The sequence below is a fragment of the Membranihabitans maritimus genome (assembly GCF_021729145.1).
GTDB lineage: Bacteria > Bacteroidota > Bacteroidia > Chitinophagales > Saprospiraceae > Membranihabitans > Membranihabitans maritimus.
Genome location: NZ_JAJSLW010000002.1, coordinates 175481 through 198259, shown reverse-complemented (window position 1 = coordinate 198259; position 22779 = coordinate 175481). Strand labels below are relative to the sequence as shown.

16 protein-coding genes are annotated in these 22779 nt (G+C 37.3%); 11 read left to right on the top strand and 5 right to left on the bottom strand.

Annotated features, from left to right (window positions below):
* Position 1 precedes the first annotated feature (1 nt).
* The 9 genes from LVD47_RS02835 (at position 2) to LVD47_RS02795 (ending at position 12465) form a co-directional block, all read left to right on the top strand.
* Positions 2-358, top strand: a complete 357-nt coding sequence (locus tag LVD47_RS02835) for a cytochrome c (RefSeq protein WP_236974023.1) — start codon at positions 2-4, stop codon at positions 356-358.
* Positions 359-364: 6 nt separating this feature from the next.
* Positions 365-787 (top strand): OB-fold protein, encoded by a 423-nt coding sequence (locus LVD47_RS02830; protein WP_236974021.1) that lies wholly within the window; start codon positions 365-367, stop codon positions 785-787.
* An 11-nt stretch (positions 788-798) separates the two neighbouring features.
* Entirely contained in the window at positions 799-1344 is a 546-nt protein-coding gene (locus LVD47_RS02825; protein ID WP_236974020.1) for a YceI family protein, read from the top strand.
* 14 nt (positions 1345-1358) lie between these two features.
* Complete coding sequence (locus tag LVD47_RS02820) at positions 1359-2252, top strand: DUF5777 family beta-barrel protein (protein ID WP_236974018.1); 894 nt, start codon at positions 1359-1361, stop codon at positions 2250-2252.
* Between the two features lie 231 nt (positions 2253-2483).
* Complete coding sequence (locus tag LVD47_RS02815) at positions 2484-2915, top strand: MarR family winged helix-turn-helix transcriptional regulator (protein WP_236974017.1); 432 nt, start codon at positions 2484-2486, stop codon at positions 2913-2915.
* 181 nt (positions 2916-3096) lie between these two features.
* Complete coding sequence (locus LVD47_RS02810; RefSeq protein ID WP_236974016.1) at positions 3097-5706, top strand: ATP-binding protein; 2610 nt, start codon at positions 3097-3099, stop codon at positions 5704-5706.
* Positions 5707-6678: 972 nt separating this feature from the next.
* A complete protein-coding gene (locus tag LVD47_RS02805) occupies positions 6679-7305 on the top strand; it encodes a porin family protein (RefSeq protein WP_236974015.1) in 627 nt (208 codons plus the stop codon).
* Between the two features lie 51 nt (positions 7306-7356).
* Positions 7357-9702: a T9SS type A sorting domain-containing protein gene (locus LVD47_RS02800; protein WP_236974014.1), complete on the top strand. Its 2346-nt coding sequence runs from the start codon at positions 7357-7359 to the stop codon at positions 9700-9702.
* A gap of 189 nt (positions 9703-9891) precedes the next feature.
* Entirely contained in the window at positions 9892-12465 is a 2574-nt protein-coding gene (locus tag LVD47_RS02795) for an ATP-binding protein (RefSeq protein WP_236974012.1), read from the top strand.
* Between the two features lie 518 nt (positions 12466-12983).
* Here the strand turns inward: LVD47_RS02795 and LVD47_RS02790 are convergent.
* The gene (locus LVD47_RS02790) at positions 12984-15635 is read right to left on the bottom strand and encodes a DUF7133 domain-containing protein (protein WP_236974011.1); all 2652 of its coding nucleotides are present in this window, start codon (positions 15633-15635) and stop codon (positions 12984-12986) included.
* A 270-nt stretch (positions 15636-15905) separates the two neighbouring features.
* Here LVD47_RS02790 and LVD47_RS02785 point away from each other — a divergent pair, with 270 nt between their 5' ends.
* Both LVD47_RS02785 and LVD47_RS02780 read left to right on the top strand, forming a co-directional pair.
* Positions 15906-16925, top strand: a complete 1020-nt coding sequence (locus LVD47_RS02785; protein ID WP_236974010.1) for a DUF3500 domain-containing protein — start codon at positions 15906-15908, stop codon at positions 16923-16925.
* A gap of 303 nt (positions 16926-17228) precedes the next feature.
* Entirely contained in the window at positions 17229-18326 is a 1098-nt protein-coding gene (locus LVD47_RS02780) for an acyltransferase family protein (protein WP_236974009.1), read from the top strand.
* Positions 18327-18437: 111 nt separating this feature from the next.
* Here LVD47_RS02780 and LVD47_RS02775 read toward each other — a convergent pair whose 3' ends face one another.
* The 4 genes from LVD47_RS02775 to LVD47_RS02760 form a co-directional block, all read right to left on the bottom strand.
* Positions 18438-19229: an SDR family NAD(P)-dependent oxidoreductase gene (locus LVD47_RS02775; protein WP_236974008.1), complete on the bottom strand. Its 792-nt coding sequence runs from the start codon at positions 19227-19229 to the stop codon at positions 18438-18440.
* Positions 19230-19266: 37 nt separating this feature from the next.
* Positions 19267-19848 carry a TetR/AcrR family transcriptional regulator gene (locus LVD47_RS02770; RefSeq protein ID WP_236974006.1) on the bottom strand — a complete coding sequence of 194 codons (582 nt, stop codon included), beginning with the start codon at positions 19846-19848 and terminating at the stop codon, positions 19267-19269.
* Between the two features lie 68 nt (positions 19849-19916).
* Complete coding sequence (locus tag LVD47_RS02765) at positions 19917-20342, bottom strand: DUF1330 domain-containing protein (RefSeq protein WP_236974005.1); 426 nt, start codon at positions 20340-20342, stop codon at positions 19917-19919.
* Positions 20343-20521: 179 nt separating this feature from the next.
* Positions 20522-22453: a methyltransferase domain-containing protein gene (locus LVD47_RS02760; RefSeq protein ID WP_236974004.1), complete on the bottom strand. Its 1932-nt coding sequence runs from the start codon at positions 22451-22453 to the stop codon at positions 20522-20524.
* Between the last annotated feature and the right edge of the window lie 326 nt (positions 22454-22779).

The following is a 22779-nucleotide window of genomic DNA, read 5'->3' as shown; positions in this document are numbered from 1 at the left end:
TATGAACAAAGTAAAATTTTTAATGTCATTCGCACTCACTTTGGGAATTCTTATTCAGTTTTCTTGTGAAAAAAATGTTGAAGAGGACATGGGGATGAATGATCCAAACGAAATGGAGTGCGAGCCCGGAACATCCTTTTCAATGGATGTAAAGCCAATTATTGACAATAATTGTATTTCTTGTCACAATGGCTCCGTTCAAAATCCTGATTTGCGTACCTACCAGGCCATTAAAAACAACTCTGCTCGTATAAAAGAACTTACAGCATCAAGGGTAATGCCTCAAACAGGAAGCCTGACAGATGACCAAATAATTCTTATAGGATGTTGGGTAGATGACGGGGCTCCCGATAATTAATAAATTATGAGAAAAATATTTGTCATATCTCTGTCCGTACTATTGATTGGGGCTATAATTGCATTTTTTGTCTATACAAAAGTGTATAATAAACCCCATAAAGACCTCCGCGAAGCTACAGCTGATTATGTTCTCTCTACAGATGAATTGATTAATGAATTTAAAAATGACGAGCAATTAGCCAATAAAAAATACCTGGACAAAGTGGTCCGGGTGAAAGGAACAATCCAATCCATAGATACTGCTAATGGGAATGGTGTAATAACACTGCGAAACGGTAATGGGATTGAAAGCGTTATATGTAATATGGATCCTGTCGAAAATCAAAAAGTGCTGGGACTGGAAAAAGGTCAAACATTAGAAGCAAGAGGGATTTGTACCGGGTTTTTACTAGATGTTATGCTGATTAGGACTGTTATTGTAAATTAAACTGAATAAATATGTACAGAGCTGCATTAATATGTATTTGCTTATTGTTTTCAATAATTGGGTTCTCGCAAGAGCGGTATATCACCAAACAGGGGTATATTTCCTTTTATTCCCATACTCCAGTAGAAGACATTAAGGCCGAAAATAATCAGGTATTAAGTATAGTCGATCTATCTACAGGTAATGTTGCAGTTACCCTCCTTATGAAATCCTTTGAATTTGAAAAAGCTTTGATGCAAGAACATTTTAATGAGAATTATGTGGAATCAGACAAATATCCCAAAGCTAGCTTTGAAGGTGAAATTCAAAATCTGAAAGAAATTCTCGACGGTGAAAACGGAGTGGCTGCAATCACAGGAGATTTGACTGTTCATGGAATTACCAAGCCAATTACCATGGAAGGTAAATTGAAAATAACTGACGACGCTGTGAATTTTGACGGGTCTTTTATGGTCACGGTAGCTGATTATGAAATAAATATTCCATCAGTTGTAGCACGTAATATCGCCAAAGAAGTAGAAGTTACCTGCAAACTGGAACATACTCCATATAGATAAAAAGCATTTTACCTATGAATCACTCGTTAAAGTTGTCTTGTATTTTTTTCACTTTCTTCTTTTTAAATACCACATTATCTAATTCGCAGGATTTATTGGATATACTGGAGAGTGAAACACCTAAAACTACTGAAATAGTAAGTGCTATATTCAAGGGAACCCGAATCGCAAACGGCCATTCCGTTGAGACCCGTAAAAAAGGAGTATTGGAATTTCTTATCTCCCATCGATTCGGTCGGGTCAATGGTGGGTTTTATCAACTGTTTGGATTGGATGAATCAAATATCAGGTTTGCATTGGAGTATGCTGTCTCCGACAATTTTACACTTGGTCTAGGTAGAAGTTCTTTTGATAAAAGCTATGACGGATTTGTCAAATACCGTTTGCTGCAACAAAAAACAAGTCAAAACACCTTCCCGGTAAGCGTTACACTTGTCGGAAGTATGGCACAAAAAACCCTGCGAGATTATCCAGCTGATGACAAACCCGATTTCAATGATAGACTGGCTTATACTACCCAGGTCCTTATTGCGCGAAAATTCAATTCCGCAATTTCACTTCAAGTCGCACCTACCTACATTCATAGAAATACAGTACCTACCTTCCAGGATCCGCATGATATTTTGGCTTTGGGTATTGGAGGGCGGATGAAAATCACCAACCAAGTTTCAGTAAATGCTGAATATTTTTACTCTTTCAATCCAATAGAATCTATTACCCCTCGAGACGCATTTAGTATAAGTGTTGATATCGAAACGGGTGGACATGTTTTCCAATTGATGATGTCAAATGCGATTACCATGATTGAAAAAAGTTTTATTACAGAAACTACTGGTAATTTCTTTTCAGGAGATATTCACCTTGGATTTAATATTTCGAGGGCATTCCATCTGGGTAATAAAAAGTAGCCACAAGGTCTTTGGGACTTAATATATTCGTAAAAACTGGAGCATTTACGATCTATTTTTACTGATTATCCTCAAATTGCGAAAAGATTGCCACAATAAAAATTGGAACTTTCTCATATACCCCAATTGATTTAAAATACAGGTCCAAAATAGTTTTGCAGGAAATTTACTTATTGATTCAATTAGTATATTTTTGATTTTATTTTACATTTCAATTAAAAATCAATTACTATGCAATCATTAAGTTCTACACTTCAATTCTTCCTAAACCTAAGTATGACTCAGGCTGTCATTGCCCGCAAGTTTGATGCTACTCTTAGCGTTCACGGTATTAGTTTTAGTGATTTCATGATATTATTTCACCTATATAGATCGCCCGGGCAGAAACTGAGAAGGATAGATCTCTCTGAAAAAGTAGGACTATCTGCTTCAGCAGTTACGCGAAAATTACTCCCTATGGAAAAAATTGGGCTTGTTCAAAGAGAATCTCATGCCAGAGACGCGAGAGTAAGTTTTGTGAAACTTACCAGCGCGGGAATTAATTCTTTAGAAAATGCAAATGAAAGTGCAAATCAGGTTGCGTTGGAATTGTATTACGGAGACGAAAAAAGGCTTGAAACCATTACCGATGTCTTAATTGAACTGGGAGGAAGCTTTCGATAACCGCAATAGGGATAATTTCAAATAATTTCTTCTGAAAGCACCTTTAATACCGTTTATTAAAGAAATTTAGACCAACTCTAATTTCAAATTTAGTCTTGCATACATGAAATATATAATACAACTTTGCTTACATTAATAGGATCGGAAACCAAAGAGATCATCCCTAATAAAACGACTCTCAATGTACAAGGCTTTTCAAATTTCGAAGCTTAAAATATTTAATTGGGGGATATCAAAAGATACACCTTTTGAGACGGCAATTCAATTACGTCTGATGAACGTATATGTATTTCTTGCAACTTTTGCAGTCATACCGTATCTCTTTATTGTCAAGCACTCAGGTGTTCTTTTATTGCTAACCGGTTTTGTTTTAGCCCATTTTTCAACCTGGATCTTTTGCTATTACCAAAAGCTAAAAGCTGTAAAACTATTTTTATATACTGTAGTCAATTCACTTCTAATCGTTCTTAGCTCATTAGTGGGAAAAATGGGTGGTGCACAATTCCTTTTTATCCCCCTGACCCTGGCTGGAATAATTGTATCTCAATATAAAGACAAAGCATTGATATACTTCTATATAGGATTATCAATAAGCAGTTTGATATTCCTGGAAATCACTGACTACAATTTAATGGAGTTTGCCCGGCCTCATGGGGCCATTACTTCTTTTCAATACCTGAACTTATTTTTATCGTTATCGATTACCATTTTTATTGGACTATTTTACCACTTTTTATTCAACCAACAACTATTGACGAATAGAAGGATAATAGAAACAAGTAATGATATCGAAAAAACTATAAACTATTATTCCAATTCACTTTATGGACAAAATAGTCTTAGTGAAGTTCTATGGGATATTGTAAATAGCTGCATTACTAATTTAAAGCTTGAAGACTGTGTTATTTATTTGCTGGATCAAGATCGCAATTTGATGGTACAAAAAGCGGGCTCTTCCTCCACTGATCCGGATAAATACTCTCTTGAAACAACCAATGAAGTACCAGTAGACAAAGGTTTGATTGGTCAGGTTATTCAAACAGGAGAATCTGTAATTCTCAACGACACTTCTTTTGGTCAATCCGTCAATAAAAAAGCCTACGCAGATATGTCAATCCTGGTCACCCCAATAATTTTTAACAATAATGTGATCGGGATTATTGAATCCAAAAATTCACAAAAGAATTTTTTCACCTCACGACATATTCGAATTTTTAGAACTATTGCGGCCTTATGTGCCAATAAGATAACCTGGTCCATCGGAGAGCGCGAACGGGAAAAAGCACTTAAATTACAAGTCGAAGCCGAAAAAATTAAAATGTTTGACGAATTAAAAAACAGATTATTTACCAATATCTCCCATGAGCTTCGAACACCGCTTACCATAATAAAAGGGACAGCAGGCAAAAATTTACAAAAACAAAACGATTGGCAAATAATCGATAAACAAACAGATCGACTCCTTAGGCTTATTAACCAGATCCTTGACCTTACAAAACTAGAAGAAGGGGAATTTAAACTCAACCCAGAACCGGCTGAAATCACATCATTTATAAAGTTAATAATTTCGTATTTTGAAGGATATGCCCGGGAAAAGAATATCGTAATTTTCAGTGATATACCGGATGAACCAATTTGGTTGAATTTTGACAAAGACGCATTAGAAAAAATATTCTACAACTTAATTTTTAACGCTATAAAATACAGCGATAATAATACTTCCATAGAGATAAGTGCAGATTATACAGATGCGTTGACTTTTATAGTAAAAGACGAGGGAGTAGGCATTTCTAAGATGGACCAAAAGAATATTTTTAAGAGGTTTTATCGCCTCTCCCGGGAAAAAAAGATTGGAACAGGCATTGGTCTATCGCTTTGCAGAGAACTTGTAGAATTACATTCCGGTAATATTGCAGTGGAAAGTGAATTGAATAAAGGAAGCCAGTTTACAGTTGTTCTTCCCCTAGATAAAATATCCCTACCCTCTATTCAAGACCCCAAATTAAATTTACGCCCCCTTTTATCTCAAAACGTTTCAAATGATAATGAATCAATACTAATTATCGAGGATAGTATTGAAATCTCGGATCTAATTAAGGATATATTATCACCCCAGTATTTTGTAATCCAATCATTTGACGGTAAAGACGGGATTATTAAAACTGAAAAGATATTACCTGACTTAATAATTTGTGATATAATGATGCCTGAAATAGGAGGGATAGAAGTATGCCGACATTTAAAATCGCAAAGTTTAACCAATCATATCCCCATAATAATACTTACAGCAAAAGTATCACAAAATAGCAAACTCGAAGGATTAAAAACCGGGGCAGATTATTATTTACAAAAACCTTTTGATAGTGAAGAATTACTAATTAGAATCAACAATCTTCTCCGGCAAAGGAGATTACTCCAGGAAAAATTTCAAGGATCACCGGAATCTCCTAGTAAGAAAGAACTAGTAGACCAAAATCCTGATGAACAATTTCTCAATTTATTTAAAACCATTATCCAGGATCACCTTCAAAACTCTCACTTTAGCGTGGATTTGCTTTGCAAAGAAATGGGTATTAGCAGAATGCAATTACATCGCAAAATAAAGGCTCTTACGGGCTTATCGGCCAACCTTTTTATAAAAAAACATCGTTTATTTTTGGCAACTGAGTTGTTGAGCAAAGGTGAACCGGTATCACAATCCGCCTATTCAGTAGGATATACCAGCCTATCTTATTTTTCCAAAATTTTTAAAGAAGAATACGGAGTCTCTCCATCTGATTACGAAAAATAACAGCACTCCGTATATTATTGAGTATGGAGAATTACGCTATTTCCATTTTGTATGATTGTTTCCTATTCTGGATCCGGATATACTAAATAATGACAAAGAACTACGCTGTAAAAATTATTGTCATATAGTCTGGTGGTATTTACCATTTCTTCTTAAGGTTGCTAAAAGTACATACAATAGCGATTTACACGACAGCCCTTCCAGATCATTTTCCCAAAGAGAATTACAATTCTATTTTGCTATAAATGTTACAATCGAGTTATTATTTGTTACAATACAAATAATCCGGTGTAGCAATTTGGTTTTACTTTGACATAGTAGGTAAAAGGGGATTTAATTAACCAAAAGAGGTAATTAAAATTTAAGTTTTTGCATTGACCAAAAACTTCTTTGTTTAAAATATTCGAACAAAATGGGTGTTCGAATAAGAGCCTATATAAGTATGAGGATTACCCGGTAAAATATAACTTACCGGGTATTTTTTATTTATAAGGAAAAAATGATTTTACAATCTATATAAAAGTATCTTAGCGTATTATTCCTTTAGCATCGCACCTGAAGAATGACTTTCTTTTGAATTAACCTAACTATCCAAACCTTTGGAATTACTACCCCTCCTATTGTTACAATAGGGACAGCATTTGTTACAATAGCGACAATCTAAATATAAAAGACAAACTTATCTTAGCATTTGTATTACATAGTGAAGAGCTATCAATATAACGTAGATACATTCTATTTTCTTTTCTTCAAGGACATAAAAGGATTAGCATAGTAACCCTAAATATATTGTGCAAATATATCCGACTGTATCATTTATAGTCGGATCTTTTTCCCACTGCTCAATTTTTTACCGATGGTACTCATCCATCAAAAATTGGTACACCTGCAATAAATGGTATGTAACCATTATCCTATTTTCATAACCGCCCCATACACATAATTTTTTGTTCACAACATAAATTTATGGATATGAACTATCGATCTGTAATTCAAAAGTATACTATTATCTCTTGCATATTTCTATTTTCCATAAAACTATCCTCAGCTCAATGGAGTATCGGTCCCTTATTAGATTTAAATTTTGCAACATCAAATTTAAACACAGGCTCTGATGGAATCGGTACAAGAGCCTTATTGGGCATTGGGTTGGTCACAGACCACAATATCAACGAAAATCTGTCAATTAGACTGGAACCAATGTATTTACTAAAAGGGTGGAGACATAAAGAGTTAAACCAAAAATACAGCGCATCATATATTGAGATACCAGCATTAGTTAAATATTCATTGGAAATAGATCAAAATCTAACCCCTTATCTCCTTGCAGGACCCTCATTTGGCATTTTACTAAACGGCAACATAAAATTCGAAGATGGGGACAAAGCAGATAGAACCGACTCTTTCAAAAAAGTAGACCTCGGATTCGGATTAGGAGCCGGGGTGGAATGTTCAGTATCCGATTACAAGGTGTTTGCAGAATTGAGATACTCAATCGGTGTAATTGATGTCAATGATGTCGAAACGATAGAAACAAAGTTTAGGAACCGGGGATTAAACATTGTCCTCGGAACGCTATTCAATTTCACTAAAAACTAACCTTGTTATCTCCTGACAATAATTATTCTTCTACTCTATAAAAAATCTACCATGTTACTTTTACGTCAAATATTAACAACCAGTATACTTGTATTCTTTACATTTTCGCTGGCTGCCCAGAATATTTCAATGAACTTGCCGGAATTGAATTTAGGATGTATTAATAGCCTTTCTGACATACCCGGGCCTGCTCCCGACGAAATAGATGTAAACTCTGATTGCCGTGAACCAAACGTACGACACGTTGAAGATATTCCAACAAACAAAGATTGCAATTACAACATAAAAAGGGTTTATACAGCAATTGATGCTTGTGGAAATGAAACAATCGATACCCAAAACATTCTTTTTGTGTATGATACTTTTCCCCCTGAAGATGTAACGATTTTAATTGACCTGGGCTGTAATCCAAATCTAAGAGAAAGCATTCCCGATCCAAAAAGATTTATTCCCGGACATTGCGAAGCACTCCAAGAATGGTTAGGAGACGACAAAAATAATGACGGATGTTATTATTCGTTGACTCGTAAATTCAAAATCACACCATGTAGTGGTGATACATACACATATACGCAAGTATACAATTGGATTAAGGACACGCAACCCCCCAAAATAAAATGTGAGAAGAATATCGACCTCGGTTGCAATCCTATAGCGTTCCCAACACCGTCTCCCGAAAAATTAACAGTGACTGACAATTGTTGTCTGGATACAGTTTTCTGGTTTCAGGATATAATTATTTCCAGTAGCGAATGCACTCAGCAACGCATCCGTCAATATAAAGCAATTGATTGTTGTGGAAATGAAAGTATTTGTGAACAAACAATTACCTGGACGTCCGACATCACTCCTCCCGTCATAGTCAGTTGTCCCACAGGTAAGGACTTGGGGTGTATTCCGGATTTTAATGTAAACAAAGACCTTCCTTTGCCCACACCAGATGTGGTAAAGACATTAGATTCCTGTTCTAGTGTACAAATAACCTATGAGTTATCAGATATCACCTTAGTGGGATGTGAATATTCCATAAGCTGGGTATATATCGCTACAGATAAATGTGGAAACCAAGATCAGTGCCTCCAGACTTTTACCTGGACCGTAGATACAGAAGCTCCCGATATTACACATTGCCCTTCTGACATGGATCTAGGGTGTAACCCATTAAATACAGATGTACATATTGTATCACCCGACTTTGGAATAGAAGCTACTGACAACTGCGGCATTGCTTCTATTGACAAAATAGATGTCGGGAATGTCATACAGGGTGATGACTGCCTATATTACTACTATATCACATATGGAGTAACGGATCTTTGTGGAAATATAAGCACATGCACGCAGCGTATTTTCTGGACAGTAGATACCACTCCTCCCCTTATTACCTGTCCTCCGAATCTTGAACTTGGGTGCGACCCCAAGACTATTCCAGATCCTGAAGAATGCACAGTTGTAGCAATAGATAATTGCGGCCCCGTAACAGTAGAAATCACTGCAAGTAGCATATCAAATGACAATGGATTTATAAAAATGACAAGGACTTACACTGCTACTGACCAATGTGGGAATACATCTTCCTGCGATCAAATGATTACCTGGTGGGAAAATAACGGTGAAGTTCCGGACTCCCTATGCCCTGAGGATGTCAATTTTGGGTGCGTTACTGAATTTCCGGAATTTCCCCCTCCATTAACGGACACAACCTTTGAAAGTCAAGGATGTAGTATATCGCGGGTACATGCCGAAGACCATTCTCACATTCACCAGCTAAATAATTGTGAATTTGATTTTGACCGGGTATATTTTTTGATAAACTGTTGCGGTGATACGACCTTGTGTATTCAAAATTTTAAATGGAGAATGGTTAATGACACCGTCAGCCAATTTGACCTTCCCGAAGATCAGGTTGCGTTTTGTAATATTCCCCCGCTACCGGATTACGTAAGTGAAGGACTATGCGGTCCGGGAATACCCATCTTTTTGGGCCAGAATGAAATAGGGGATTGTACTGATGGCAACTGTATTGTTGAAAGGCACTGGAAGGTGACGAGCTGTACTGCTTCACTGCAAATACTTTTTACACAAACCATAGAAGTAACTTGCGAAATTCAAGGAATTACAAACCAAGCAATAGAAAATTCAGGTAAAGAACCTCAAAAATTGGACCTCAACCCCAATCCTGTTACCAATATTCTACACTTAAGATTAAATCCTTCTCTGGTCATCTCTAAAATTACCATAATGGATTTCCAGGGCAGAAAAGTCAAGGAACTATCCTCGTCGGACCAAACAGAATCTCTGACACATCAGATAATAGTAGATGATTTGCATCCAGGGATGTATACTGTTACTATAAACGGCGATAAACAAACCACACAAAAGTTTATTAAAATGTAAAAAATAATTCTGAAGCCTCTATCATTTCCTCCGGCTCATGATTCAAATAACCATATCAATTTTCTCATTAGATAACCTTATGATAATGGAAGGAGTTTCTGGAAAAGTAATAATTTGAGAGAATTATAATATCTTTGTCAAGTGATAATCAGACGATTACAACTTGCCAATTGGGGTATAAAACCCGAAATGTCTTTTCTAAAATCTCAACGGATAAGACTGGTAAATATCTATACTTTCTTTGCGGTGTTTACTTCCTTGCCTTACGTCATTTTCCTTTTCAGTAAATCGACGAAAATAGGGATATATGTTCTTTTTTTAACGATACTGTTAGCCTTTTCATGGGTTTGGAATTATCGTGGAAGACCAACTTTGGCCAGGTTATGGTTATTTAGTTTTTCGTTCTTTCATCTATTCTTTTTGTCAGGACTATTGGGGAAGGAAGCAGGATTTCAACTTATCATGATTCTGGTCCTCATCTCCGGTATTTTACTTGCAGAAAAACAGGAATGGCTTTCAATATTGTACCTGTTTACTCTGTGCATTACGGCATTAATCGTATTAGAAGTTACCAATTATTCTATATTTCCCGAATCTATCAATATAGTCAACATAAGTAATGTTTATTACGGAAATCTTTTAATCACGCTTGCAGGTTCATTGTCCGTAGCTGTTTTTCATGGCATCACTTATGCTCAAAAATTCAAGCAAAAAATCCATGATCTGGAAATAGCTAATGAAGTGGAACAGACTATTCATTATTTTTCAAATTCTCTTTACGGAAAAAACTCGATAGATGAAATCCTTTGGGATGTCACCAAAAATTGTATTGGCAGATTCGGTTTCGTCGATTGTGTCATTTATTTGATTGATGAAAAAAAAGCTGTTTTAGTACAAAAAGCGGCTTTTGGCAATAAAAATCCAAAAGCATTTGAAATTTACAAACCCATTGAAATCCCTTTGGGCCAGGGAATTGTGGGTAACGTAGCCAATAATGCCAAAGCTGAAATCATTTCTGATACCACTTTGGACCCCCGTTATATTACCGATGATGAAAATAGGTTATCAGAAATTGCAGTACCGTTAATCTACAAAGGTAAAGTACTGGGGGTAATAGATTCCGAACATCCGGAAAAAGGATTTTTCACCAGAAGGCATCTCGACACATTGCAAACCATAGCTTCCCTCTGCGCCAATAAAATAGCGAGAACATTAGCAGATATCGAAAAAGAAAAGGCACAAAAAGCACAAATAGAGGCTGAAAAAATAAAAGCAATTGACGAATTGAAAACAAAGCTTTTTACCGACGTATCTCATGAGTTACGAACCCCACTCACCCTCATAAAGGGGACTATAGACAAAAATTTGTCCAAAAAGATTAAAACGGATTGGGATGTATTGAAAATTCACTCAGATCGTCTTCTTCGGCTGATCAATCAATTATTAGACCTATCAAAACTGGAATCAGGTACCTATACATTATCTCCTACACCCGGAGATATCATGTCCTTTCTGCGAATGACTGTTTCACTTTTTGACTCCCTTGCTTCAACACGAAACATACAGTTTAATACCAACATTCCGGAACAAGCAGAATGGTTAGAATATGATCATGATGCTCTGGAAAAAATATTTCAAAATTTACTGTCCAATGCCGTAAAATATACTCGCAATGATTCAACTATCAACATAAAGGTCGAATACAAAGATTATTTAATTCTCGATGTATCTGATCAGGGACCTGGTATTCCAGAAGACAAACTTCAAAAAGTTTTTGACCGGTTTTATCAATTGGAAAATCAGGAAAATACCGGTACAGGAATAGGGTTATCTATTACCCGGGAACTAATTGAACTCCACGGTGGGTCAATACATTTGAAAAGTATACCTGGTCAGGGGTCTACATTTCGGGTAATTCTCCCCCTTCGGAAGCCCCTTTGTCAAGAATCAGGCGAAAAGTCTACAAAACCAAAATCCATAAAACATGAAGATACCTCCACAAGTGGGGAAAGAGAACGTGTTTTAATTGTGGAAGATCATCAAGAGATTTCTGATTTAATAGCCTCTATTTTAAAACCATTGTATTCCGTCCAAACTGTTCAAAATGGAGAAGATGGAATTAAATTCGCAACGAATCATTTACCAGACCTTATTATTTGTGATATAATGATGCCAGGAACATCTGGGTTTGATGTATGCAAAATTCTCAAGAATCAAACAGCTACCAATCACATACCTATTGTTTTATTAACAGCGAAAACGGAAATGAAAAATAAGCTGCAGGGGCTGAAAACAGGAGCGGATGAATACCTAGTCAAACCTTTTGATTCCGAGGAACTTAAAACAAGAATTAGAAACCTCCTCGACCAGCGTAAATTACTGCGTAAAAAATATCAAAAAGTAATAGAGCTTCAACCCGCTGAAGTAGTTATTACGAATGATGAAGAAATCTTTTTAAAAAAATTAATGGAATGTGTTGAAGACAATATGGATAATGCGGAATATGAAGTAAGTGACCTCTATCATGACATGGGCTTAAGCAGAATGCAACTATACAGGAAGGTCAAGTCCTTGACAAACCAATCCGTAGCAGAATTTATTCGCAATCAAAGACTAAAAAGAGCAGCCTACCTATTGAAAAAAGGAATTATGGTTTCACAAGTTGCATATTCCGTTGGATACTCCAGTTTATCAAATTTCTCAAAAATATTCAAGGAAAAATACGGAGTACCTCCCTCAGAATATTTTGGCATTAAACCTTAATTTTCCACCCTTATTTTGACTTTGATACATCTGCGTTAATTATTGGTACAAACAAATAACCGCAAACGAGGTAGCCTTTATAGATTTCGATTGTAAAAATAATACTCCTCATACCTAATCAAACTCGGGCATCCTTCTTTTAGTTAAAAAATTGAACTACCATTCGCAAGTAGGATGCCATTTTTAATTTTTTATGGATCTGAACTCCATGTATGGTTATAGATCCAATTGCAGAGAGAAGTGAAGGAACGGTCCAAGGCATGAATTTTCAGATTTCCACCACCTGGTCGTAAAGGTTATTTCTCTGCAGATTTCAAGAGAATCATCAGGGAAACAAGGAAAAAGCGTAGGGTACATTCACCGTCCATTTCCAACTTGTATTTGATGGCGTTTGTCAGAATAACCTAGCTACTAAGACACCAAATTTACATTGAGTCGTACAGATGTTCCGCCACTACATGAATAGGAACAGGCACAATACCATTGTTTTCCGGGTGACTCTTTTTCATACGTGATGATCATTTCTGCCCTTCCAAAAACGCCACTAATGAAGCCAGTTCCTGGTAACTAAGTGCATTGGCCAGGCCTGAAGGCATCATCGAAGATTCCAGCTCTTTGCGACTTGTTATTTCCGATTTCTCTATTTCCGTAGCCATTCCAACAATATTGCGAATGGTCACATTTTCCGCTGATTCCTCCGTTACGAAACCTACAAAAGTATCACCTCCTTTGGTCTGAATCTGTGCGGTGGAAAAGCCCTGGGAAATGGACGCATTGGGCTTTAAAATTGATTCCGCTATTTGCTGCCGGTTCATAATTGATCCGATCTGTCCCATAAAAGGCCCTTTCATTACTTCACTTTTATCAATACTATGGCAGGTCTGACATCCCTGGCGAGAAAATAAAATTTTACCTTCTTCAGGATCTCCATCAATCTTGTCCAAAGCCAACATAATATCCTCTATTGAGGATTCCCCAACCTGCCCCTTTTTATTCTTCAGCTTTTCAAGATCTATGGCCGGTGCATCTTCTTTGGGGGCTTTCTTTTCTATCGTACCAAATTCATCGATCCCTAACCTGTACTTACTATTTAACTTTTTATAAAAGTCTCGTCCTTTAGCACCTTCTTTCCGCCATTGTTCCATCAAAAATGTATGAATCACAGGGGTAGAATTCCATTCAACTGTTTTGTAATACGGTCCATGGGTATCGGGGCGCGTGCTCCACCACCAGGTGGCATCGTAAGGAGCTTCCTGATAATATATTCGGGCCAGGGTACGGATGATTTTTTCTTTCAACTCAGGATCTTGGGTTTTTTCAAACTTAGAAATCAGTGCCTGGACCACCTGACTATCGTGCATATACCTCATTACCCAGAGAGCTAAATCTTTATTTTCCGTATCCAGAGCAGTAATACACTCCTCCGTAGCATTGAGAGATACAAGGGCTTTCACAGCCAGGTGCGGAATAATAATCTCTGAATTAGGTGTGGCGTGGGGTCCTTCAGTGCCTTGTTGCGGAGCCTTGAAAGATTCAGGAACCTCAATGTCCAATAATACAGGTATGGCTTCTTTCTTAGCTAATCTTCCCAAACCAATGATTGCAGCTGCTTTTACCCGAAGTGAATGGGAATTAAGTCCGGTAATGAATGGCTCCAGAGGTACGTTATCGACCCATTCTTTTCGATCAGCCAGAGCCCGTAGCGCATATTCTTGCAATTTAACATTCTCAGTGGCTATCACTAAATTATCAATTCCATTGGTTTTTGCTAACTGCGAATACGTAAATAAAGCCGCCACCCTTGATTCAAGAGAAAGACTCTCGTCTTCAACCAACGCCCAAATTGATTCGGTACTTTTCTCTTTATTCCTGCTGAGGATTTCCCATTGTGCTGCCATTCGGGCCCTGGCATTATTTGATTGGATTTCGGCTAATAGCTCGCTATCGGATGCATTCTCAAGGTTATAAAATGGTTGATATTCCAGCCCTTTAGGAATAGCTCTGACTACGTATCCTATATCCGGACTTCCCGAATATCCCGCACCGTCCCATGCAGACATATACATGGCTCCGGAAGCATCTACATCGACATCTGTGATTTGGGGTAATTGAATAAATTTTTCTTCGGTTTGCTTATATGAAGCACCATCCGGGGCTACAGGGTGCCTATATAAATAACTTCTACCCCAATCGGCCATAAGCGGGGTATTGTTGTACACTGCAGGCCACCTGTCATCATTGAGATATAGGGCTCCGGTTCCGGATCCCCCTCCTACATCTATCAAAGCAGGGATTATCTCTTCTGTAAAATGCTTGAACAAAATGGGGTATCCATATTCTCCTGACTGTATTTGATGAGCAAACCGTACATTCCAACCCCCACCATCATTTGTGTTGCCACGTGTAAAAATATTCATAAATGGATCAATGGCTACATCGTATATATTTCGTAATCCATGTGTATAGACTTCCATCTCAGTTCCATCTGGCCTTATTCTCACAACTCCTCCACCCAACATTGTCATTTTCGTACCGTCCCTGTCTGTCGCATTGTGATATCCAAAGTCTCCTACCGCAATGTATATCCAACCATCAATACCAATTTGAATTCCATTCGTAGCATGGTCCGTTCCCCGTTCTGCCAAATAGCGCGGGTTGCTCAAATCTGTAATCAGTGGAAGTGGCTCCCCATCAGCTACTCCATCCCCGTCCTTGTCCTCATACACAACGAGATCCATATTAGCCGCTTTCTTCGTTTCTTCTGAAAACCGAGTATGCAAAACAAATACGCGGTTTCCCAGGATAAGTATTCCACGTGGATTATCCATTCTGGCAAATTCCGTATGGGAGTCCAATATTCCATCTCCATTACAATCTACTAGCCGTATTACAGCTCCCTGGCCCATCTCTTTGCCGAGTGAACCCATTTTATCAACTCCCACAAACACCTCTCCTGATGCCGAAACAGCCATACATGCAGGGCTTGGCACTAAATCAGGCCCTGCAAAGGCTTTTATCTCAAGGTTTTCAGGCCACTCCAGGGAATTGACCAATGAATCCGTCATATGGGTATATTGGTCTTCTGCAGCCGGATCACATTTTGATCCACCTGGATTACATCCCCAGGCAACCACTGCAGACAAGATTAAAATATAAATATAATTTCTCATTGAATTTACTTTTGTGTATTGTGGTTTCATGATTATCAGTTAATTGAAAGTGTTTTTCAACCTTCATAAAAGCGATGTAAATATAAAAATGATCATTGAAAATTAAAATATACAACACAAATCAGGGAACTTAAAGTGTCAATAGGTCATTTAATTTTGTATTTTCTTAAAAGAAGAAATTTTTGGTCGGAAAAAAATACCTTATATTGGAATTCAAAACAACTTTAAAATAAAATGTCGACATTCACATCACTTCTGAAATTCAAATATTTGAAAATATTTATTCCTATTGTTTCACTACTGGCCATTGGATATGCCTTTTCACTCAAGTATGAAAAGCCAGCCATTAAGTTTATAGAAAGCCTATCGGATGAACAATGGGATAAAGCCTATTTTGATTTTGACATTGAAGAGCGTGAAGAATGGGATTTTGTTCCCGTATTAACCAAACCGCGTCCCGGAATACAATTGAGCGAACTCAATAATAAACAGGAAGATTTACTTTTCAAACTGGTCAGGAGTTATTTAAGCAAATCCGGGTATGAAAAAACAAAGCAAATCATTAGTTTAGAAGAAGTTCTTGCAGAAATCAGTGGTGATACTGAATATCGTGACCCGGAAAAATACCACGCTGCTTTTTACGGTGACCCCAGGAAAGACGACCCCTGGAGTTGGTCCTTTGAAGGACATCATGTTTCGTTGAACTTTACCGTCGTTGATGGGAAAATAAGTATGACACCGCGGTTTTTTGGAGCCAATCCTGCCATTGTACCCAGTGGATCCCGAAAAGGCGAACGGACCCTCAAAGAAGAGGAAGACCTGGGGCTTCAACTTATAAATATGATGTCTGCCAGCAAGCGAAAAAAAGCCATTTTTGAGGAAGAAGCCTTTCCAGATAATGTAACAGGTGTATTATCCAAAGTAAATCCGCTGGAACCCGTAGGTGTCTCAACTAGAGAAATGACAGAAGAAGAAATCGAAATTTTGGATGAGCTCATTCACGTTTATTTGTCTTCGATGCCTGAGAAACTGGCAGAAAAGCGCCGAAAGAATATAGAAATTGAAGATTGGGATGAGATCCACTTTGGATGGGCGGGAGAAACTGATTTAGGTGAACCACACTATTACAGAGTCCAGGGAAAAACCTTTCTTATTGAATTTGACAATACCCAAAATGATGCCAATCATATCCACACAGTATGGCGGGATTTTGATGGGGATTTTGGCAGAGATCTGATAAAAGAACACTATGAATCATCTGATCATCACGATCATCCGCATCCACATTGATGTTGTGTATGAGTGGTTTTATTTTACCACTGAGACAATGAGATCACGAAGATACACTCAGAAGAGTTTTTTTCATTATTACTTATTAGTTCTTGTAGTCTTAGCGCCTAAGTGGTTTTTTCTACAGAATACATATCCTTTTTAACCTTTCCTTCTATTTCAAGACTACCCAACACATCACTTCAAAACCTCTTTTCCTTTCTTTTCATTATTATATTCTTTCGATATTATTAAATTATTGTACATTACGTTAAATTTTTGAAAAGGAAAAGTATTTGTATCCATTCAATAAAGATTTAATGCATGGGAGTTGTAAAGAAGGAACGTATAATGTCTATAGATGCCCTACGGGGATTTGACATGCTGATGATTATATTTTTAGATCAGTTTTTCAAAAACCTGCATAGGGGTGCTGATACTGCCTTTACAGGAGTCATGGCCCAACAATTCAACCATCCGGAATGGTTTGGGTTTCACTTCTACGATATAATTATGCCGTTATTCTTGTTTGTAGTGGGGGCGGTAATCCCATATTCTCTCGGAAGGATTCGTGAATCAAACAAGAATCTAACCCCTGTATATCGCAGATTAGGACGCCGTTTTATTATCCTTTTTATCCTGGGATGGATTGTGCAGGGGAATCTACTTGAATTAGATATCAACACCTTTAAAATATTTAGCAATACGTTGCAAGCTATTGCAGTCGGATATGTATTTACTTCGCTGGCCTATCTTCACCTTTCGAAAAAAGCGCGATATATTTTATTTGCTGCTTGTTTGGTTATATACGCACTGATATTAACCGTACCTAATGTTCCTGGAGAAGGTAGGAGTATTTTGATGCCTGACCAAAACTTCGCAATCTACTTTGATCGTCTGGTGATGAGGGGCTTTGACGATGGACTACAGTATACCTGGCTATTGACAGGGTTTGGTTTTACGGCTACGACTTTATCGGGATTATTTGCAGGAGAGATTATCAAATCATCGATTGCCCGCCCCAAAGTAGCCCGGAATTTACTGCTAATGGGTCTTGGTGGGGTAGCCCTCGGATTGGTTTGGGGGATTTGGCATCCGATAGTTAAGAAACTGTGGTCGAGTTCTTTCGTCCTCTTTTCATCCGGGATCTGTTTTTTGCTTTTGGCCTTGTTCTACTGGATTATTGATGTCAAAGGATACAAAAAGTGGTCGTATTTCTTGCGCGTGATCGGTATGAACGCCATTACTGCCTATGTACTTTCCCACGTGATCAGTTTCCCGGAAATATCAAATTATATTCTTTTCGGATTCGAACAATACCTGGGTGACTTTCAGCCTCTGTTATTGAGTATAGGCGGATTTGGAATTTTATATCTCTTGCTTTGGTATATGTACAAGAATAAGACTTTTGTAAAGGTATAATTTGGAGAGATATCCATTCCCTACCTACGTTTTATGCTAAATTTAAGCAAATAGAGTAATAAGGTTCCACATCGACCTAATTAATAAATATCTTATTTCTGGTAGAATTTTTCAAACTGTTTTCAATACTCCCGAATCAGCTCTTAATGAGGCCCCATTTGTTGCAACCGATAATGGACTTGATAAAAATGTAACCAGGTTTGCTATCTCGTTTGGTTTTATAAATCGTTCCAACAAAATATGTGGATTTGACTGCTGTAGAATAATATCTTTCATTTGATCGACTTCAAGGTTTTGAGCTTTTGCCATTGTTTCAACTACGGATGAGACTCCATCCGAATACGTGGGGCCTCCTACCACGGTATTTACTGTAACCTCAGTTCCTTTTGTTCGTTTGGAAAGTCCGTTTGCCACTGCAGTAATGGCGGATTTAGTCATCCCATAATGAATCATATTCTCCGGAACATTTACACCAGATTCGCTACTAATAAAAACAATTCGCCCCCATTTCCGAGTCAACATTTCAGGTAAAATCTTTCTCGTTAATCGGACACTACCCATCACATTAATCTCAAAAATTCGGTACCAATCCTCATCTGAAATATCTTCAAAATCCTTTAGTTCGAATATGCCAATGTTGTTAATTAAGATATCAACATCCGTCAATTGAGGTAATAGTTTGTTTACTTCTTCATTCTTTGAAAAGTCAGCTGCTATTGCCTTAATATCCAAGTTAGGAAATTCCGACTGAAGCTTTTCACGGGCTTTTATGGTTTTTTCAACTTCTCGTCCATTGATGATGACCGACACTCCTTCCTTCAGGAGTTGTCGCGCAATAGCTAATCCGATTCCTTGAGTTGAGCCGCTTATAAAAGCTTTTTTCTCTGTAAGTTGTAAATCCATACTTGTGTAGTGGTCGTTCAATAATTAGTTAAAAAAATTAATTCAATATTTCCAGCTGCAATTCTATTTGTTGTTTAAGTACGTTTTTATCCGGATAAATCCTTCGTAGAGAATTAATCCCACACCAGAGAGTGACCAGGTATTTTCCCAGGACATTAGCAGGGACTTTGGATCTAATATTTCCCTTCTTTTGTTCTATGAGTATGACTTCCGTATAGAGTTTTTCCGTCTCCTTCAATATATCAATGGCTTCATTTTCTAATTCGTCATCAATAAAAGTCATTTCTACAATAGTATTGGCTACAATACAGCCTTTTAAATGAGCATGTTTATCTGCATTCGCTATATCTAGAAAAAAGCTTTTAATCATTTCGATCGGTTTATTGCTATTTCTTAAACTTTGTTTAAACTTCTTAAAATCTTCCTTTCTCTGATGAAGTGATTTTATAAATAATTCTTTTTTCCCTCCTTTAAAGGTATTATACAGACTACCTGGCCCTGCCCCAGTGGTTCTGCTCAGGTCAGCCAGGGACGTTGCACTATACCCTTTCTCCCAAAACAAACCCTGTGCTTTTAGTATTATTTCTTCATCCTTATAAATTGTAGGCCTTCCTTTCATTTATTATTGTAATGATCGATACAAAATTAAAAAAATAAATTTGAACCGCAAAATTCCGGGCTTTGCTTTCATTTGTTAACTACCTCCGTTGTAGGTAACAACCGGGAATCCTCCAACGCCGCCGTTCGATGCCCTGCAATTTTCAGATAACTTTCATTTTCAGCAAACCCCATAAACTTCGAAACCGACTCGTGTTCAACCAATAGAACAGCATCCCATTTTTCTGCCTCGGGACCTATGAGGAAGCTATTGCCTTTTCCATAATAAATAATCCGGCTCCCCGCCTTTTCTAGTACCGGTAAAGTACTTTCCATATACAATTGATATGCTTCTTCCCCGCTGATTTCTGCCGAAGGCTGAATATCATCCAGATTTGTATAATCAGCAATTGTTCGAAATTTCAACAAGTTCAACATCACAATCTTTCCCTTTCCAAGAAAATATTGATAAAAGGTTTTTCCCGTCTCCGGAGTGGTATTAATATATCTGGACATGTCTTATCTCTAAATTATAAAATAACGATACTGGCAAAAATATCATAATCGGAAAAATACAATTAAATTTCCGTACTTCGGACCGGTTAAACGACCAGAATCAACACCATTTATTTTCCGGAAGATAAACAGGATTTCGTCCCAGTCACTTCCAAAAGGGGAATAAAGTCCTATTGTTTTCAAGATTCCGGCAGAGTATACCTTAATTCTACAGCATTCAAAATTGACTCCAGCATTTGAGGATATTCAATTCCACCAATGCTGCACATTTTAGCTAAATGGCCATCCCAACACCATCCGGGATTGGGATTAACTTCTAAAATTTTAGGATCTCCATTCGCGTTCAACCTCCAATCGAATCGACAGTAATCTCTACAATTAAGCCTCTCAAAAAGCTTGAGGCTATAGTTTATTAATTCTTCTTCCGTTTTGGAAGGAATAGACGCAGGGATGGACTTTAAAGCTTTCATATAAGGAGAGTCTGGTAACCACTTCGCCTCATAGCCACAAATCCTTGGCAGCCCCTGAGGTAATTCAGAAAAATCCTCTTCAATGATAGGAAGTACTGTATAATTTTGAATATTCCCTATGATTCCTACTGACAATTCCGAACCAGTCAAAAATTCTTCCACTAAAATGGGTTTGGTATATCCAAATTGTGATCTGATCCTAAGAATTGCATTCGCTAATTCCTCAACGGTATACGCCACATTTTTTTGAGTAATTCCAAAACTTGAATCTCCAAAATTGGGTTTGGCAATAACAGGGAATGGAATATTGAGTTCAAATAAGTTTTCATCAGCTGTAATCATAAAAGCATCAGCCACCGGTACACCTATCTCTGCTGCAATACCCCTTATAAGAGACTTATCATAACAATACGCCAGTGTCTGAAGATTTGATCCCGAATAGGGTAAGTTAATTACTTCTAAAAGTGCGGGCACGTGCAATTCCTTAACCGCATCATTATCAAAGCCTTCATCACATAAATTAAACACAAAGTCTATCTTCCCCTGTAATTTTTGTAGGTCGGAAACCAGTGTTTTATGATTATTCAGATAGCTGAATTTGTATTGGCCTAACTGGCTCAAAGCACTTTTAAGATTGGCTATTGTATCAAAATCATCGGAATCAAATATTGCGTCGGGCTTTATTATGTCTTTGAGAGTAGGATCGCCCATTATCACAGCTATGTTTTTAACTGCTTTTTTCACTCTTTTAGGGGTCCATTCTTTTACTGACTTAGCAGTAAGGATAAACCTGTTCTCCATCATTCCCAGGTCCTGGTTGCGGGAAGACTCAGAAGTAATATTGCCGTGAAAAGTTACCTCTTTAAAATTCACATCTTTAAGAAGGGTAATTAAATCGTCTTTGGTGTACAATCTTTCCGCATAAAATTGATCTACTATAACTCCTTTTTCTGTGTGGGTAATCACTTCCCTGGAGATTAATCGCTGGTTATCGGTTGCCATTGTTCTTTCGCGGCAAACAAAATGTTTCTTATCGATCCATTCCCAACTTCTTGGCGTGTAGTTGCTTCGTAAAAAATCACCATCAGCAATTTCCATCAGGAGTAACCCGCCCGGTTTTAATACCCTGTATATCTCTTTCAGGATTTTAGTATCATCATCAAGTGTTTCAAAATATCCAAAGCTGTTACCGAGATTAGTTACAAAGTCAAAAGTATCCGTTGCATACGGCAATTTTCTTGCATCTCCCTCTTTAAAATTGATAGTTATTCCCTTTTTCTTGGATATATTTTTGGCCTTCTGAATTAAAAAGCGGGAACGGTCCAGACCATAAAGATTGTAATTCCCCCGGCCATTCATTTCTATTAAATGCCTCCCCTGCCCACATGCCAAATCCAAAAGAGTATTTCCTTCTTTTATGTCGAGAATTTTATGGAATAAGTCTACTTCCTTTTTAGTGATTTGACTGTCTTCCACTACATCCGCATCCGTTTTCAGATACATAGAATTAAAAATTCGTTTCCACCAATCGGGCTGTAAATGTTGTTCAAGGTTTTCGGCGGGACCAACGGTTTTATTGGGAGTCATCTTTTTGGTTTTCTTCCCATTGGAATCTTGCCCTTTCGGGCGTTCTTTTTTCATATTTTCGTCTAAATATTTAGTGATTTATATCCACGAAATATACAAATAGTACTACTGATAAAATCTTTTTTTTTCTTTTTTTGAGGTATTGATTTACTCCCTTTTTGTTGTCATAAAAATCATACTAACAGTCATTAATTGAGTGGATATTGACACTCTATTATTCTCATTTTTTAGGGCATACTTCCAGGTTTATGTATCACTGTTGATATTCTATATTATAGGAAGCGTTAATCGAAAATCATGTTTTTTTTAGTACAGAACAAGGTATCATTATTTAAATCATCTAAAACCTGAACTCGACGAATAGTTATAGGTTCAGGATG